Raw genomic sequence first — 14,189 nt, 5'->3', positions numbered from 1 at the left:
GAGGATCATCGGGTGAGTCCGGAGAATTCCGATGCCGAGCGGGCCGAAGCCGGTCGCGCTGCCACCGATCCGCCCGCCGCGTCCGCAGGGGCGGGAGAGGCGCCGCCGTGGTGGTGGCAGCCGCCGCCCGCGCCCGCGCCGGAGCCGGGTGCCCGTCGGCGGGCGGTGCTCGCCGGGCTGGCCGCGTTCGCGGCGCTGACCGTGCTGGGCCTCCCGCTGGGGTTGCTCTGGGCGGCCCTGGCACCGGACATCCCGGTGGTGAAGACCCCCGAGGGAGCGGTGTACGCCCAGCCGCAGCCCGAGCAGCCGATCGCCGCCGACGGCTGGTTCAGCCTGCTCGGGCTGGGCTTCGGGGTGCTCGCCGGGGTGGCGCTCTGGTTCGTGCTGCGCCGCCGCCGCGGACCCGGTTCGCTGCTGGGCGGGACGGCCGGCGCGCTGGCGGCGGCGCTGGTCGCCTGGCAGGTGGGACGCCGGATCGGCCTGTCGACGTACCAGCGGCTGCTGGAGACGGCGCCACCGGGCCGGGCCTTCACCAAGCCGGCCGACCTGCGCGCCGGTGGCGTCGACTGGTTCCACGGGGTGCTGCCCTACCCGCACGGCAACCTGCTGCTGCCCGCCTTCGGGGTGGCCGTCACGTACACCCTGCTGGCCGGCTGGTCGCGCTGGCCGTCGCTGCGTCCGGAGCCGGAGCCCTTCGCCGGGGCGCCGTTCGGCCCGGTGCCGTTCGGTGCGGAGCCGTCCGGCCCGGGCCCGGTCGGTCCGGGCGGTCCGGGACCGGTCAGTTCGGGGCCGGCGGCGGGCTGGCCAGCTCCGCCAGCGGCACCGGAACCGCCCGCACCTGGCGCAGCAGGGCCGTCTCGCGGTTGAGCAGCCGCAGCTCGGCGCGGAGCCGGGCGGCGGTGTCGTCGACGGCCAGCAGCCGCTGCCGGTCGTCGACGGTGAGCGCGGCGGTCGCGGCGACCAGGTGCGACAGCACCGTCGGGTCCTCCGGCAGCTGCTCGGAGATCTCCTCCGGATCGGGCCGGATCAGGCCCAGGTACTGCCGGAACACCGAGATCACCCGGGCGGCCAGCAGGTCGGCGGCCTCGTCCGGGCCGGCCGGCTCCGGCAGCCAGTCCACCGAGGCGGTCAGGTACGGCGCGGAGTCCCGGTCGACGTCGCCGATCCGGAACCGACGCCGCCCGACCGTGACGATGTCGAACCCGCCGTCGGCCAGCTCGGTGACCTGACGCAGCTCGGCGGTGCAGCCCACCTCGTGCAGGGTGATCTCGCCGCCGCCCGGGGTGGCCCGGCCACCGCCCGGAGCGACCTCCCAGCCGGCCCGGATGGCCACCACGCCGAACTCCCGGGGGGTGCCGTCGGGGAGCGCCATCAGGTGCCGCACCAGCGCCCGGTAGCGCTCCTCGAATATGTGCAGCGGCAGCACCAGACCGGGAAAGAGCACCGTTGCGAGCGGGAACACCGGCAGCCGCGCAGTCACGGCTCCGAGCGTAGCCCGCCGCGTCCCGCGCGGCGTGTCCCGGCTCACCGTCCCGTGGTCCGGGCGGCGCGGGCCGCCCGCGGTGCCGCCGCCTAGACTCGCAAGGGTGTTGAATCGGATCGACCTGCGCGGCGGGGTCCGTGACCCGCGCCGCCTGCTGCCCCGTGCCCAGCTCGACGTCTCCGTGGCGGTCGAGCGGATCCGCCCCCTCGTGGAGGCGGTCCGGGAGCATGGTTACCCGGCGATCCGGGAGGCCAGCGAGCGCTTCGACGGGATCTCCCCGGAGGTGCTGCGGGTGCCGGTGGCGGCGATCCGGGAGGCCGAGGGGACGCTGGACCCGCAGGTCCGCGCCGCGCTGCTGGAGTCGATCACCCGGGCCCGCAAGGTGCACGCCGACCAGCGCCGCACCGACCACGTCACCGCGGTGGTGCCCGGTGGCACGGTGACCGAACGCTGGCTGCCGGTCGACCGGGTCGGCCTGTACGTCCCCGGCGGCCTGGCCATGTACCCGTCGACCGTGGTGATGAACGTGGTCCCCGCCCAGGCGGCCGGGGTGCGCTCGCTGGTGGTGGTCAGCCCGCCGCAGAAGGAGAACGGCGGCCTGCCCGACCAGCGGGTCCTCGCGGCCTGCGCGCTGCTCGGTGTGGACGAGGTGTACGCCGTCGGCGGCGCCCAGGCCGTGGCCATGCTGGCGTACGGCGCCACCGTCGACCCGGCCGGCGAGCAGCGCTGCGACCCGGTCGACATGATCACCGGGCCGGGCAACATCTGGGTGACCGCCGCCAAGCGGCTGCTGCGCGGCGTCGTCGGCATCGACGCCGAGGCCGGCCCCACCGAGATCGCCATCCTGGCCGACGACACCGCCGACCCGGCGCACGTCGCCGCCGACCTGATCAGCCAGGCCGAGCACGACCCCCTCGCGGCCAGCGTGCTGGTCACCCCGTCCGTGGCGCTGGCCGAGGCGGTCGACGCCGAGCTGGCCCGGCAGGTGCCGGCGGCCAAGCACACCGAGCGGATCACCACCGCGCTGCGCGGCGAGCAGAGCGGCGTCGTGCTCGTCGACGACCTCGAGGCCGGCCTGCGGGTGGTCGACGCGTACGCGGCCGAGCACCTGGAGATCCAGACCGTGGACGCCCGCGAGTGGGCGCTGCGGGTGCGCAACGCCGGGGCGATCTTCGTCGGCGCCTGGTCGCCGGTCTCCCTCGGCGACTACTGCGCCGGCTCCAACCACGTGCTGCCCACCGGGGGGTGCGCCCGGCACTCCTCCGGCCTGTCCGTGCAGTCCTTCCTGCGCGGCGTGCACCTGGTGGAATACACGCAGGAGGCGCTGCGGGACGTCGCCGGGCACGTGGTGACCCTGGCCACCGTCGAGGACCTGCCCGCGCACGGTCAGGCGGTCAGCGTCCGGTTCCCGGGGGAGACCCCGTGACGACCCTGGACGACCTGCCCATCCGGGACGACCTGCGGGGGCTGTCGCCGTACGGGGCGCCGCAGCTGGACGTGCCGGTGCGGCTGAACACCAACGAGAACTCCTACCCGGTGCCCGAGCCGGTGGTGGACGCGATCGGCAAGGCCGTCGCGGCGGAGCTGCGCGACCTCAATCGCTACCCGGACCGCGACGCCGTGGCGCTGCGCGCCGACCTGGCCGCCTACCTGGGGCACGGGCTCACCGCCCGGCAGGTGTGGGCGGCCAACGGCTCCAACGAGATCCAGCAGCAGCTGCTGCAGGCGTTCGGCGGTCCGGGGCGCAGCGCGCTGGGCTTCGTGCCGGCGTACTCGATGCACCCGCTGCTGGCGCTCGGCACCGGCACCCGGTGGATCCCCGCCACCCGCGGCGTCGACTTCGGTCTGACCGCCGCCGAGGCGGTCGCCCAGGTCCGCGAGCACGCCCCCGACGTGGTCTTCCTCTGCTCGCCGAACAACCCCACCGGCACCGCGCTCGACCCGGCCGTGGTCGCCGCCGTGCTGGACGCCGCACCGGGCATGGTGGTGGTCGACGAGGCGTACGCCGAGTTCGCCCGGCCCGGCACGGTCAGCGCCCTGGCGGTGCTGCCCGGCCACCCCCGGCTGGTGGTCACCCGGACGATGAGCAAGGCGTTCGGGTTCGCCGGTGGCCGGCTCGGCTACCTGGCCGCCGACCCGGCGGTGGTGGCGGCGGTGCAGCTGGTCCGGCTGCCGTACCACCTCTCGGCGCTCACCCAGGCCGCCGCCCGCGCGGCGCTGGCCCACCGCGACGCCCTGCTCGGCACGGTCACCGCGATCATGGCGCAGCGCGACCGGATCGTCGCCGAGCTGCGCGCCCGGGGTCACCGGGTCGCCGACAGCGACGCCAACTTCGTCCTCTTCGCGGTCGACGGCGAGCAGTCCACCGCCTGGCACGCCCTGCTGGAGCAGGGGGTGCTGGTCCGCGACGTCGGCCTGCCCGGCTGGCTGCGGGTCACCGCCGGCACCCCCGCCGAGACGGACGCCTTCCTTTCAGCGATGGAGCGAATCTGATGAGCCGGACCGCCCGGGTGGAGCGGATCACCAAGGAGACCGAGGTCCTCGTCGAGATCGACATCGACGGCACCGGCAAGGCCGAGATCAGCACCGGGGTCGGCTTCTACGACCACATGCTGAACCAGATCGCCCGGCACGGCGGCTTCGACCTGACCGTCCGCACCGTCGGCGACCTGGAGATCGACGCCCACCACACGATGGAGGACACCGCGCTCGCCCTGGGCGCCGCGTTCGACCAGGCGCTGGGGGACAAGGCCGGCATCCGGCGGTACGGCTCGGCCACCGTCCCGATGGACGAGGTGCTGGTGCGGGCGGCCGTCGACCTGTCCGGCCGGCCGTACGTGGTGCACGACGAGCCGGTCCTCGCGCCGTACATCGGGCCGGTCTACCCGACCAGCATGACCCGGCACATCTGGGAGTCCTTCGGCCAGTCGGCCCGGATCACGCTGCACGTGGACGTGCTGCGGGCGGCCCGCCCGGGCGGCCACCCGGATGCCCACCACGTGGTGGAGGCCCAGTTCAAGGCGGTCTCCCGGGCGCTGCGCGAGGCCACCGCGATCGACCCGCGCAACGCGGGCGTGGTGCCCAGCACCAAGGGGGCTCTCTGATGAGCGCGAGGAACGCAGCGAAGCGGAGTCCCGCAGTCGCGAATGAAGGGCGGCTCTGATGAGCGCGAGGAACGCAGCGAAGCGGAGTCCCGCAGTCGCGAATGAAGGGTGGCTCTGATGAGCGCGAGGAACGCAGCGCGGCGGAGTCCCGCAGTCGCGAATGAAGGGTGGCTCTGATGGGTGCGGTGCTGCCGACGTTGCTGCTGATCCTGGCCGGGCTGCTGGTCGGTGGAGCCTGGTCGCTGTACCGGCAGGGCGCGCCGCGCGGCGCGGTGCTGCTCACCGGCCTGCTCGCCGTGCTGGCCACCGCGGGCGGGCTGCTCTGGCTGCTGCCCGGGGAGGGCTGATGAGCGAGTCGACCACCGCGCCCGGTGGCGCGGGCAGGCGGATCGTCGTGCTCGACTACGGGTCGGGCAACCTGCGCTCGGCCGAGCGGGCGCTGGAGCACGCCGGTGCGGACGTCACCGTCACCGACGACCTGGCCGCCGCGGCCGAGGCCGAGGGCCTGGTGGTGCCGGGCGTGGGCGCGTTCGCGGCGTGCATGGCCGGCATCGAGGCGCTCGGCGCCGGGCCGGTGATCGCGGAGCGGGTGGCGGCGGGCCGGCCGGTGCTCGGCATCTGCGTGGGCATGCAGGTGCTCTTCGAGCACGGTGACGAGCACGGCGTGGTCACCAAGGGGCTCGGGCTGCTGCCCGGCGGGGTGACGAAGCTGCCCGCGCGGCGGCTGCCGCACATGGGCTGGAACACGGTGCAGGCGCCGGCGGGTTCGGTGCTCTTCGCCGGCCTGCCGGCCGACGCCCGGTTCTACTTCGTGCACTCCTACGGGGTCACCGACACCGCCGGACTGGCCGCCTCGGGCGCGCGGGTGACCACCGCCGAGCACGGCGCCGACTTCGTCGCGGCGGTGGAGCGGGGGTCGCTGTCGGCCGCCCAGTTCCACCCGGAGAAGTCCGCCGGCACCGGCGCCGCCCTGCTGCGCAACTGGCTCGCCACCCTGTGAGCGGGTCGCGGACCGAGGAAGCCCGGTGAGCAAGGAGCGGGCCCGGCGTCGGGAGGCCCGGGAGGCCCAGCTGGAGCGGGACCGGGCGGTACGCCGCCGCCAGGTGGCCCGCCGGGCGCGCCGCCGTGCGGTGGTGCGCCGGCTGACCCCGCGGGTCCGGATGGGTCGTTCCGGCCGGCTGGCCCGGCACACCCGGGGCGAGCGGGCCGCGATCGTGCTGCTGACCGGGGTGGCGTTGATCGCCATCTGGGCCCTGGTCGACGACCTTGCGCTGCGGGTGGCGCTGGTCGTGCTGTTGCTGCTGGTCCTGCCGGCGATCGTGGTGATCGCCCTGGACCGTCGTTGAAGAAGCGAGGAGATGGACCGTTGAGCCTCACCCTGTTGCCCGCCGTGGACGTCGCCGACGGCCAGGCCGTCCGGCTCGTGCAGGGCGCCGCCGGTAGCGAGACCGCGTACGGCGATCCGTTGGAGGCCGCCCTGGCGTGGCAGCGCGACGGCGCGGAGTGGATCCACCTGGTCGACCTGGACGCGGCGTTCGGCCGGGGTTCCAACGCGGAGCTGCTGGCCGAGGTGGTCGGGAAGCTGGACGTCAAGGTCGAGCTCTCCGGTGGCATCCGGGACGACGCCTCGCTGCGCGCCGCGCTGGGCACCGGGGCGGCGCGGGTGAACATCGGCACCGCCGCCCTGGAGGACCCGCGGTGGTGCGACCGGATCTGCGGCGAGTACGGCGACCGGGTGGCGATCGGCCTGGACGTGCGGGGTCGTACCCTCTCGGCGCGTGGCTGGACCCGCGACGGCGGTGACCTGTGGGAGGTGCTGGCGCGGCTGGACGCGGCCGGCGCCTCCCGGTACGTGGTCACCGACATCACCAAGGACGGCACCATGCGCGGCCCGAACCTGGACCTGCTGCGCGAGGTCTGCTCCCGGACGGCTGCGCCGGTGATCGCCTCGGGTGGCGTCTCGACGCTGGACGACCTGCGCGCCCTGGCCACCCTGGAGCCGGTGGGCGTGGAGGGTGTGATCGCCGGCAAGGCGCTCTACGCGGGCGCCTTCACGGTGGCCGAGGCGCTGGAGACCCTTCGGACCGCCGGGTGAGCGCGGCGGTCGCCGAGCCCGAACCGTCGGCCACCACGGTCACCCGACTGGGCTCGGGCGGGCCGTGGGAGACCGTGTACGGCTACTCCCGGGTGGTCCGGGCCGGCGACCGGGCGGTGACGGCCGGGTGCACGTCAACGGTCGACGGGCAGGTGGTGCACGTCGGTGACGCGGCGGCGCAGACCGCCCAGGCGATCCGGATCGGCCTGGCGGCGCTGGCCGAGGTGGGCGCGGAGCCGGCCGACGTGGTGCGGACCCGGATGTACGTGACCGACCGGCTCTACGCCGACGAGGTGGGTCGGGCGCACAACGCGGTCTTCGGGGCGGTCCGTCCGGTGGCGACCATGGTGGTGGTGGCCGGGCTGATCGACCCGGACCACCTGGTCGAGGTGGAGCTGGAGGCCTACCTCCCGGCGCGCTGACCGGCCGGCCCCGTTCGGGGCCGGGCGTCGCGGGCAACCAGACGCGGACATCCTCACGAGCGCGATACCTCAGAGTCATTTTGATGCCTCTGAGGTATCGCGCTCGTTCTCTCGTTGCGAGGCCGGTCACCGCGATCGGCACTTGAGTTGCGCGCAATCTAATTGCGGGCTACCGTTTTGGGCATGACCGATGATCTGGTGCTGCGGCGGCAGGTGTGCTTCGCGCTCTACGCCGCGTCGCGCGCCCTGACCGACGTCTATCGCCCGATCCTCGACGAGCACGGGCTGACCTACCCGCAGTACCTGGTCCTCCTCGCCCTCTGGGAGCGCGCCGAGCGCGCCGAGGCGGGCGAGCTGCCGACCGTCTCCGAGCTCGGCACGGCCCTGCGGCTGGACTCCGGCACGCTCTCTCCGCTGCTCAAGCGGCTGGAGACGGCGGGCCTGGTGGTCCGGTCCCGATCCGTCCGCGACGAGCGGCGGGTGGAGGTCGGGCTCACCGGAGCCGGCCGCGTCCTGCGGGAGCGGATGGGCGACGTGCCACTGCGGGTGGCCCGCGCCACCGGCCTCACCGAAACCCAACTGGTCGACCTGCGGGACACCCTCACCCGGGTCACCGACACGATCCACCGACAGAAGGAGCAGTGACCACCATGCAGGTGCTCTACACCGCGTCCGCGCAGGCCACCGGCGACGGCCGCGACGGCCACGTCCGCACCACCGACGGCACCCTGGACCTGGACCTGGCGATCCCGAAGGAGATGGGCGGCGCCGGCGGTGCGGCCAACCCCGAGCAGCTCTTCGCCGCCGGCTACGCGGCCTGCTTCCACTCGGCGCTGCGCCTGGTCGCCCGCAAGGCCAAGGCCGACGTGTCCGGCTCGGTCGTCGAGGCCGAGGTCGGGATCGGCCCGAACGGCAGCGGCGGCTTCGGCCTTGCCGTCACCCTGGTGGTGGACCTGCCGGCCGTCGAGCGCGCCGCCGCCGAGCAGCTGGTCGAGACCGCCCACCAGGTCTGCCCGTACTCGAACGCGACCCGGGGCAACATCGAGGTCGCGCTCACCGTCCGCGAGACCGCCGCGGCCTGACCGCCGCCCGGCCGCACGACGATCCGCGTACGAAAGGACGAGCCCCATGAGCACCAACCGTGAGATCCACCTGGCCTCCCGCCCGCAGGGTTGGCCCACCGCCGAGAACTTCCGCCTCGTGGAGACCGAGGTGCCCACCCCGGGCGCCGGTCAGATCGTGGTCCGCAACCGGTTCATGTCGGTCGACCCGTACATGCGCGGCCGGATGAACGACGTGAAGTCGTACGTGCCGCCGTTCGCGCTCGACGCGCCCCTCGACGGTGGCGCGATCGGCGAGGTGGTGGCGAGCGAGGCCGAGGGCTTCAAGCCCGGCGACACCGTGCTGCACGGCCTCGGCTGGCGCGAGTACGCGCTGCTCGACGCCAGGGCCGCCCGCGCGGTCGACCCGAGCCTGGCCCCGGTCAGCGCCTACCTCAGCGTCCTCGGCATGACCGGGCTGACCGCGTACGCCGGCCTGCTCGACGTGGCCGAGATGAAGCCCGGCGAGACGGTCTTCGTCTCCGGCGCGGCCGGCGCCGTGGGCAGCATGGTCGGCCAGATCGCCAAGCTGCGCGGCGCCGCCCGGGTGGTCGGCAGCGCCGGCTCCGCGGCCAAGGTCGAGCGGCTGAAGGCGCTGGGCTTCGACGCCGCCTTCGACTACCACGACGGCCCGGTGTACGAGCAGCTCAAGGCCGCCGCCCCGGACGGCGTCGACGTGTACTTCGACAACGTCGGCTCCGACCACCTGGAGGCCGCCATCGGCGCGATGAACCTGCACGGCCGGGCCGCGATCTGCGGCATGATCGCGCAGTACAACTCCACCGAGCCGCCGGCCGCCCCGCGCAACCTGGCCCTGGTGATCGGCAAGCGGCTCACCCTGCGTGGGTTCCTCGTCGGTGACCACGGCCACCTGCGCGAGCAGTTCGTGCAGGAGATGGCGGGCTGGCTGCGCGACGACAAGATCTCCTACGACGAGACGGTCGTCGAGGGCATCGAGAACGCCCCGCAGGCGTTCCTCGGCGTGCTGCGCGGCGAGAACCTCGGCAAGATGCTCGTCCGGGTGTGAGTCCCGATCGACCGCGCGGCGGTGGCCGGCCTCACACGCCGGCCGCCGCCGCGTACCCGTTGGATAGGCTCGCGGCATGACGGTGGCGGTACGGGTGATTCCGTGTCTGGACGTGGACGCCGGTCGGGTGGTCAAGGGGGTCAACTTCCTCGACCTGCGCGACGCCGGTGACCCGGTGGAGCTGGCCGCGGCGTACGACCGGGCCGGCGCGGACGAGTTGACCTTCCTCGACGTCACCGCCTCCTCCAGCGACCGGGGCACCATGCTCGACGTGGTGCGGCGCACCGCCGAGTCGGTCTTCATCCCGCTCACCGTCGGCGGCGGCGTACGCCAGGTCGCCGACGTGGACACCCTGCTGCGCGCCGGTGCGGACAAGGTCGGGGTGAACACCGCCGCGATCGCCCGGCCGGAGTTGATCGCCGAGATCGCCGACCGGTTCGGCCGGCAGGTGCTGGTGCTCTCGCTGGACGTGCGGCGGGCGCCGGCCGGCACCACGCCCAGCGGCTTCGAGGTGACCACCCACGGCGGTCGCCGGGGCACCGGCGTCGACGCGGTCCAGTGGGCCGCGCGTGGCGCCGAGCTGGGCGCGGGGGAGATCCTGCTCAACTCGATGGACGCCGACGGCACCAAGGCCGGCTTCGACCTGGCCCTGATCGAGGCCGTCCGCGCGGTGGTCGACGTGCCGGTGATCGCCAGTGGCGGCGCCGGGCAGGTGGCGCACTTCCCCCCGGCGATCGGCGCCGGCGCGGACGCGGTGCTGGCGGCCAGCGTCTTCCATTTCGGTGAGCTGACCGTCGGCGAGGTCAAGGACGCCCTGCGCGGCGCCGGTCACCCGGTCCGCTGAGCGCCGGGGGGCGTGCCGGGCCGCTCAGTGCCGCCCGGAGTGCCCCTCAGTGTCGCCCGGAGTGCCCCTCCGGGGAGCGGCGCGGCGCCGGGATGGACCGCACCAGGTATTCCTGCACGGCGGCGGCGTGGTCCTCCTCGGGCAGCCGCCATTCGGCGTCACCCGGGGTGTGCCGCCGGTCGAGCGCGCCCTGCACCGTGTCCACGGTGGTGGAGAGCCCGGCGTTGGGCCGGGTCCGCCAGAGCTGCTCGCCGTCGGGGGTGATCCGGAACCAGCCGTCGGCGACGCTGACCAGGCCGGCGCCGGCGAGCCGCCGGACCGCCGCCTCCACCTCGTGCCGCTCGGGGATGGCCCGGTTGAGGTGGTCCGCTGTGGAGAGCACGTCGGCCAGCCGTACCCCTTCGGGCCGGCGGGTCGACGCCGCGCGGCGGTGCCGCCCGGCGCCGCTGGCGATCACCAGGGACACGAAGATCCAGGCATCGGTACGGTGCCAACCGTTCTCCCCCATGCAGGAATGATGCCCGCTACCCTCGGCGAAGAAAACACCCAGTTGTGCTCACCGGCCGTCACCCCAGCTCACACCCTCCACATTGGTCGTACGGGGGCCGGGACGGTGGCCGGCGTGGGGTCCGGGGTGGGCGGGTCGGCGACGGTGAACGGCGGCAGGAAGAGCTGGGTCAGCGGTCCGATGCCCACCGCGTAGGCGACGGTGCCGAGCCCGACGGTGCCGCCGAGCAGCCAGCCCAGCGCCAGCACGGTGACCTCGATGACCGTACGGACCAGTCGGATCGACCGGCCGGGGCGACGGGCCACGTAACCGGTCATCAGGCCGTCGCGCGGACCGGGGCCGAGCCGGGCGCCGATGTAGAGGCCGGTGGCGGCGCCGTTGGCGACGATCCCGCCGACCAGCAGGGCGATCCGGGCCGGCAGGGGCAGACCGGCCGGCAGCAGGGCCGCGGTGGCGTCCACGACCAGCCCGATCACCAGCACGTTGCTGATCGTGCCCAACCCGGGTCGTTGCCGCAGCGGGATCCAGAGCAGCAGCACCAGCGCGCCGACGGCGATGGTGACGGTGCCGAAGGAGAGCCCGGTGCGCAGCGACAGCCCCTGGTGGAACACGTCCCACGGGTCCAGGCCCAGGTCGGAGCGGATCATCATCGCCATGCTGACCCCGTACAGGACCAGGCCGGCGTAGAGCTGGGTCAGCCGGCGGGCGGGCCGGTGCCGGAGATTGCCAATCGGAGCCATGCATGCCACCCTAGGGGCCAATTCCGGCATTGTTAGAGCCAATTAGGGAGGGGTGGCCATGACGAGTCAGGTGCGTGGGGCCCAATTGGCCCGCCTGCTGGGTCAGTGGCACGCGCTTCCCGGCCGCCGGCGCAGCCCGGACTACGCCGCGCTCGCCGCCGCGGTCCGCGGCCTGCTCGCCGACGGCCGCCTCCCCCTGGGAGTACGCCTGCCCGCCGAGCGGGAGCTGGCCGAGGCGCTGCGGATCAGCCGGACCACGGTGACCGCCGCGTACCGGCAGCTGCGCGAGACCGGCCACCTGGCCAGCCGGCGCGGCGCGGGGAGCTGGACCATGCTCCCGGGCACCCACCGGGTCGCCAGCACCGGACTGTGGACCCCGCAGGACGACCGGGACATGATCGACCTGGGCGTCGCCGCGTTGGCCGCCCCGGCGCAGCTGCTGCCCGCCGCCCGGGCCGCCACCGAGGACCTGCCCCGCTACCTGTGCGGCGCCGGCTACCACCCGACCGGGATCATCGAGCTGCGCGAGGCGATCGCCCGGTCGTACACCGAGCGGGGACTGCCGACCAGCCCCGAGCAGATCATGGTGACCAGCGGCACCCAGCACGCGCTGGACCTGGTGCTGCGGCTGGCCCTGGCCCCCGGCGGCAGCGTGCTGGTCGAGTCGCCCACCTACCCCAACGCGCTGGCCGCGCTCGCCGCCCGCCGGGCCCGGATCACCACCCACGGCCTGGCCGCCGACGGCGGCGGGTGGGACGCCGACCTGCTGCTGGCCAGCCTGCGGCAGTCCCGGCCCAAGGTGGCCTACCTGATCCCGGACTTCCAGAACCCCACCGGACACCTGATGCCGGCCGAGCTGCGCGAACGGGTGGTCGGCGCCGCGCACGCCGCCGGCACCGACCTGGTGATCGACGAGTCCTTCGTCGACCTGCCGCTGGACGGCACCCCGCTGCCGCCGCCGGTCGCCGCCTTCGACCGGCACAGCCGGGTGATCAGCATCGGTGGCATGAGCAAGCCGTACTGGGGCGGGCTGCGGATCGGCTGGGTCCGCGCGTCCGCGCCGCAGGTGCAGCGGCTGGCCGCCGCCCGGGTCGGCGTGGACATGGCCAGCCCGGTGCTGGACCAGCTGGTCGCGGTGCACCTGCTCGCCGACGCCCCGGCCATCGTGGCCGACCGCCGGGCCCAGCTCGCCACCCAGCGCGACGCCCTGCTCGACGCCCTGGCGCAGCGGCTGCCCGACTGGCGGGTCACCGTCCCCCGGGGCGGCGTGACGCTCTGGGTCGAGCTGGACGGGCCGATCTCCAGCGCGCTCGCCCGGGCCGCCGAGGAGGTCGGCGTACGCCTGGCGCCCGGCCCCCGGTTCGGCCTGGACGGCACCCTGGAACGCTTCCTGCGGCTGCCCTTCACCTTGCCCGCCGACGACCTGGCGGAGGCGGTCGGTCGGCTCGCCGCGGTCCGCTACGACCTGGACCGGGCCGGCCGTCCGGCGTGGCGGGAGGCCACCGTCATCGCCTGACCGGGCGTCGGGGCGGCGCGGCGGGCGACCGGGCCCACCCGGCGGGACGCCCGGCTGCCAGACTGTGCGCCGTGACGGACTCCACGCGGCGCGCGGCGCGGATGCGGGTGATGACCGAGGGCGCCTCGGTGACCCCGCTGGAACTCTTCTTCGACCTGGTCTTCGTCTACGCGCTCACCCAGGTGACCGCGCTGATGGCGGCCGACCTGACCTGGCCTGGACTGGGTCGGGGCATGCTCGTGCTGGCCCTGCTCTGGTGGTGCTGGTGCTGCTACGCGTGGCTGGGCAACACGGTGCGGGCGGACGAGGGCGTGGTCCGGCTGGCCCTGTTCGCGGTGATCGCCACCATGTTCGTGGTCGCGGCCACCATCCCGGAGGCCTTCGTCGACCTGACCGGCGGGCTCTCCGGCCCGGTGGTCTTCGCCTCCTGCTACCTGGTCGTCCGGGTGCTGCACCTGGTCATCTACTGGTACGCCGCCCGGGGCGACGCCGGCCTGCGCCGGCAGCTGCTGCGGGCGGCCTGGCCGATGCTGGCCGGCGCCACGCTGCTGTTCACCGCGGCCCTGCTGCCCCAGCAGCTCAGCGACGACCCCGGGCGGATCGGCACGCTGCGCACCCTGCTCTGGGTGCTCGCCCTCGCCGTCGACTACGGCGGCATCATGGTGATCGGCGCGGCCGGCTGGCAGATCTTCTCGGCGGCGCACTGGACCGAACGGCACGGCCTGATCATCATCGTCGCGCTCGGCGAGTCGCTGGTCGGGATCGGCGTCGGCATCACCGCGCTGCCCATCTCCTGGCCGATCATCGTGGCGTCGTTCCTCGGCGTGGCGGTGGCGGCGGCGCTGTGGTGGGCGTACTTCGACGTGGTGTCCATCGCCGCCGAGCGGGTGCTGGCCCGGGCGCAGGGCGCGCAGCGGGCCGCGCTGGGCCGGGACTCCTACACCTACCTGCACCTGCCCATGGTCGCCGGGATCATCCTGCTCGCCCTGGGTTTCAAGAAGGTCCTGGCGTACGTCGGCGACGGCACCCACCACTCGCTCGCCGACCCGCTGCACGGGCTGGGCCTGCTCGCCCTCTACGGCGGCGTGGTCCTCTACCTGCTCGGGCACCTGGGCTTCCGGCTGCGCAACATGCACTCGGTGAACTGGCCCCGGGTGGTGGCCATGGTACTGCTGGTGGCGCTCCTGCCGGTCGCCGACCACCTGCCGGCGCTGGCCGCCCTGGCCCTGCTCGCCCTGGTCTGCGGCGCGATGGTGGTGGCCGAGGTGGTGCTCTTCGGGGCGGCCCGCCGGCAGTTGCGCGACGAGTTCCTCGACGAGCACGGCGCCGGCGGCCCGCCCGGCCGGTGAT

At 74.6% G+C, this 14,189-nt stretch carries 18 protein-coding genes; 15 read left to right on the top strand and 3 right to left on the bottom strand.

Annotation, left to right across the window (positions count from 1 at the left end; translation table 11 throughout):
* Window positions 1-12: 12 nt before the first annotated feature.
* On the top strand, window positions 13-867 hold the full coding sequence (locus tag GA0074704_RS22520) for a DUF2567 domain-containing protein (RefSeq protein ID WP_088972343.1): 855 nt from the start codon (window positions 13-15) through the stop codon (window positions 865-867).
* Here the strand turns inward: GA0074704_RS22520 and GA0074704_RS22515 are convergent.
* Window positions 779-1,480, bottom strand: coding sequence for an LON peptidase substrate-binding domain-containing protein (locus tag GA0074704_RS22515; RefSeq protein WP_088972342.1), 702 nt, complete (start codon window positions 1,478-1,480; stop codon window positions 779-781). The two genes, GA0074704_RS22520 and GA0074704_RS22515, sit on opposite strands and share 89 nt — an antisense overlap.
* 106 nt (window positions 1,481-1,586) lie before the next feature.
* On the opposite strand from GA0074704_RS22515, the gene hisD reads away from it, so the two are divergent.
* The 12 genes from hisD (at window position 1,587) to hisF (ending at window position 10,075) form a co-directional block, all read left to right on the top strand.
* Window positions 1,587-2,909 (top strand): histidinol dehydrogenase, encoded by a 1,323-nt coding sequence (gene hisD, locus GA0074704_RS22510; RefSeq protein WP_088972341.1) that lies wholly within the window; start codon window positions 1,587-1,589, stop codon window positions 2,907-2,909.
* Window positions 2,906-3,976 carry a histidinol-phosphate transaminase gene (locus GA0074704_RS22505; protein WP_088972340.1) on the top strand — a complete coding sequence of 357 codons (1,071 nt, stop codon included), beginning with the start codon at window positions 2,906-2,908 and terminating at the stop codon, window positions 3,974-3,976. The genes hisD and GA0074704_RS22505 overlap by 4 nt, the downstream gene beginning before the upstream one ends.
* Complete coding sequence (hisB, locus tag GA0074704_RS22500) at window positions 3,976-4,587, top strand: imidazoleglycerol-phosphate dehydratase HisB (RefSeq protein ID WP_088972339.1); 612 nt, start codon at window positions 3,976-3,978, stop codon at window positions 4,585-4,587. Before GA0074704_RS22505 ends, hisB begins: the two co-directional genes overlap by 1 nt.
* 176 nt (window positions 4,588-4,763) lie before the next feature.
* A complete protein-coding gene (locus GA0074704_RS29090) occupies window positions 4,764-4,934 on the top strand; it encodes a hypothetical protein (protein WP_172880720.1) in 171 nt (56 codons plus the stop codon).
* The gene (hisH, locus tag GA0074704_RS22495) at window positions 4,934-5,587 is read left to right on the top strand and encodes an imidazole glycerol phosphate synthase subunit HisH (protein WP_088972338.1); all 654 of its coding nucleotides are present in this window, start codon (window positions 4,934-4,936) and stop codon (window positions 5,585-5,587) included. The genes GA0074704_RS29090 and hisH overlap by 1 nt, the downstream gene beginning before the upstream one ends.
* A 25-nt stretch (window positions 5,588-5,612) precedes the next feature.
* On the top strand, window positions 5,613-5,933 hold the full coding sequence (locus tag GA0074704_RS22490) for a hypothetical protein (RefSeq protein WP_088972337.1): 321 nt from the start codon (window positions 5,613-5,615) through the stop codon (window positions 5,931-5,933).
* 20 nt (window positions 5,934-5,953) lie between these two features.
* A complete protein-coding gene (gene priA / locus GA0074704_RS22485; RefSeq protein ID WP_088972336.1) occupies window positions 5,954-6,682 on the top strand; it encodes a bifunctional 1-(5-phosphoribosyl)-5-((5-phosphoribosylamino)methylideneamino)imidazole-4-carboxamide isomerase/phosphoribosylanthranilate isomerase PriA in 729 nt (242 codons plus the stop codon).
* Entirely contained in the window at window positions 6,679-7,104 is a 426-nt protein-coding gene (locus GA0074704_RS22480) for a RidA family protein (protein ID WP_088972335.1), read from the top strand. The genes priA and GA0074704_RS22480 overlap by 4 nt, the downstream gene beginning before the upstream one ends.
* 183 nt (window positions 7,105-7,287) lie before the next feature.
* Window positions 7,288-7,749 carry a MarR family winged helix-turn-helix transcriptional regulator gene (locus GA0074704_RS22475; RefSeq protein WP_088972334.1) on the top strand — a complete coding sequence of 154 codons (462 nt, stop codon included), beginning with the start codon at window positions 7,288-7,290 and terminating at the stop codon, window positions 7,747-7,749.
* A 5-nt stretch (window positions 7,750-7,754) separates the two neighbouring features.
* A complete protein-coding gene (locus GA0074704_RS22470) occupies window positions 7,755-8,186 on the top strand; it encodes an organic hydroperoxide resistance protein (protein ID WP_088973889.1) in 432 nt (143 codons plus the stop codon).
* Between the two features lie 46 nt (window positions 8,187-8,232).
* Window positions 8,233-9,231 carry an NADP-dependent oxidoreductase gene (locus GA0074704_RS22465; RefSeq protein WP_088972333.1) on the top strand — a complete coding sequence of 333 codons (999 nt, stop codon included), beginning with the start codon at window positions 8,233-8,235 and terminating at the stop codon, window positions 9,229-9,231.
* Window positions 9,232-9,307: 76 nt separating this feature from the next.
* Complete coding sequence (hisF, locus tag GA0074704_RS22460; RefSeq protein ID WP_088972332.1) at window positions 9,308-10,075, top strand: imidazole glycerol phosphate synthase subunit HisF; 768 nt, start codon at window positions 9,308-9,310, stop codon at window positions 10,073-10,075.
* A gap of 46 nt (window positions 10,076-10,121) precedes the next feature.
* Here the strand turns inward: hisF and GA0074704_RS22455 are convergent, their stop codons facing one another.
* Together GA0074704_RS22455 and yczE are read right to left on the bottom strand one after the other, a co-directional pair.
* Window positions 10,122-10,583, bottom strand: a complete 462-nt coding sequence (locus tag GA0074704_RS22455) for a hypothetical protein (RefSeq protein WP_088972331.1) — start codon at window positions 10,581-10,583, stop codon at window positions 10,122-10,124.
* 68 nt (window positions 10,584-10,651) lie between these two features.
* The gene (yczE, locus tag GA0074704_RS22450; RefSeq protein ID WP_088972330.1) at window positions 10,652-11,323 is read right to left on the bottom strand and encodes a membrane protein YczE; all 672 of its coding nucleotides are present in this window, start codon (window positions 11,321-11,323) and stop codon (window positions 10,652-10,654) included.
* A gap of 58 nt (window positions 11,324-11,381) precedes the next feature.
* Here yczE and yczR point away from each other — a divergent pair, with 58 nt between their 5' ends.
* Window positions 11,382-12,839, top strand: a complete 1,458-nt coding sequence (yczR, locus tag GA0074704_RS22445; protein WP_088972329.1) for a MocR-like transcription factor YczR — start codon at window positions 11,382-11,384, stop codon at window positions 12,837-12,839.
* Window positions 12,840-12,910: 71 nt separating this feature from the next.
* Window positions 12,911-14,188: a low temperature requirement protein A gene (locus GA0074704_RS22440; protein ID WP_197697567.1), complete on the top strand. Its 1,278-nt coding sequence runs from the start codon at window positions 12,911-12,913 to the stop codon at window positions 14,186-14,188.
* Window position 14,189: the final 1 nt, after the last annotated feature.

The sequence above is a fragment of the Micromonospora siamensis genome (assembly GCF_900090305.1).
GTDB classification, from domain to species: domain Bacteria; phylum Actinomycetota; class Actinomycetes; order Mycobacteriales; family Micromonosporaceae; genus Micromonospora; species Micromonospora siamensis.
The sequence above is the reverse complement of the archived record's forward strand: the minus strand, read 5'-3'. Positions and strand labels throughout refer to the sequence as shown.

What these genes read in the sequence shown, in the direction of transcription:
- GA0074704_RS22455 (WP_088972331.1), bottom strand. Translation starts at nt 10,583, where the DNA reads ATGGGGGAGAACGGTTGGCACCGTACCGATGCCTGGATCTTCGTGTCC.
- hisB (WP_088972339.1), top strand. Translation starts at nt 3,976, where the DNA reads ATGAGCCGGACCGCCCGGGTGGAGCGGATCACCAAGGAGACCGAGGTC.
- hisF (WP_088972332.1), top strand. Translation starts at nt 9,308, where the DNA reads ATGACGGTGGCGGTACGGGTGATTCCGTGTCTGGACGTGGACGCCGGT.
- hisH (WP_088972338.1), top strand. Translation starts at nt 4,934, where the DNA reads ATGAGCGAGTCGACCACCGCGCCCGGTGGCGCGGGCAGGCGGATCGTC.
- GA0074704_RS22465 (WP_088972333.1), top strand. Translation starts at nt 8,233, where the DNA reads ATGAGCACCAACCGTGAGATCCACCTGGCCTCCCGCCCGCAGGGTTGG.
- GA0074704_RS22470 (WP_088973889.1), top strand. Translation starts at nt 7,755, where the DNA reads ATGCAGGTGCTCTACACCGCGTCCGCGCAGGCCACCGGCGACGGCCGC.
- GA0074704_RS29090 (WP_172880720.1), top strand. Translation starts at nt 4,764, where the DNA reads ATGGGTGCGGTGCTGCCGACGTTGCTGCTGATCCTGGCCGGGCTGCTG.
- yczE (WP_088972330.1), bottom strand. Translation starts at nt 11,323, where the DNA reads ATGGCTCCGATTGGCAATCTCCGGCACCGGCCCGCCCGCCGGCTGACC.
- GA0074704_RS22475 (WP_088972334.1), top strand. Translation starts at nt 7,288, where the DNA reads ATGACCGATGATCTGGTGCTGCGGCGGCAGGTGTGCTTCGCGCTCTAC.
- yczR (WP_088972329.1), top strand. Translation starts at nt 11,382, where the DNA reads ATGACGAGTCAGGTGCGTGGGGCCCAATTGGCCCGCCTGCTGGGTCAG.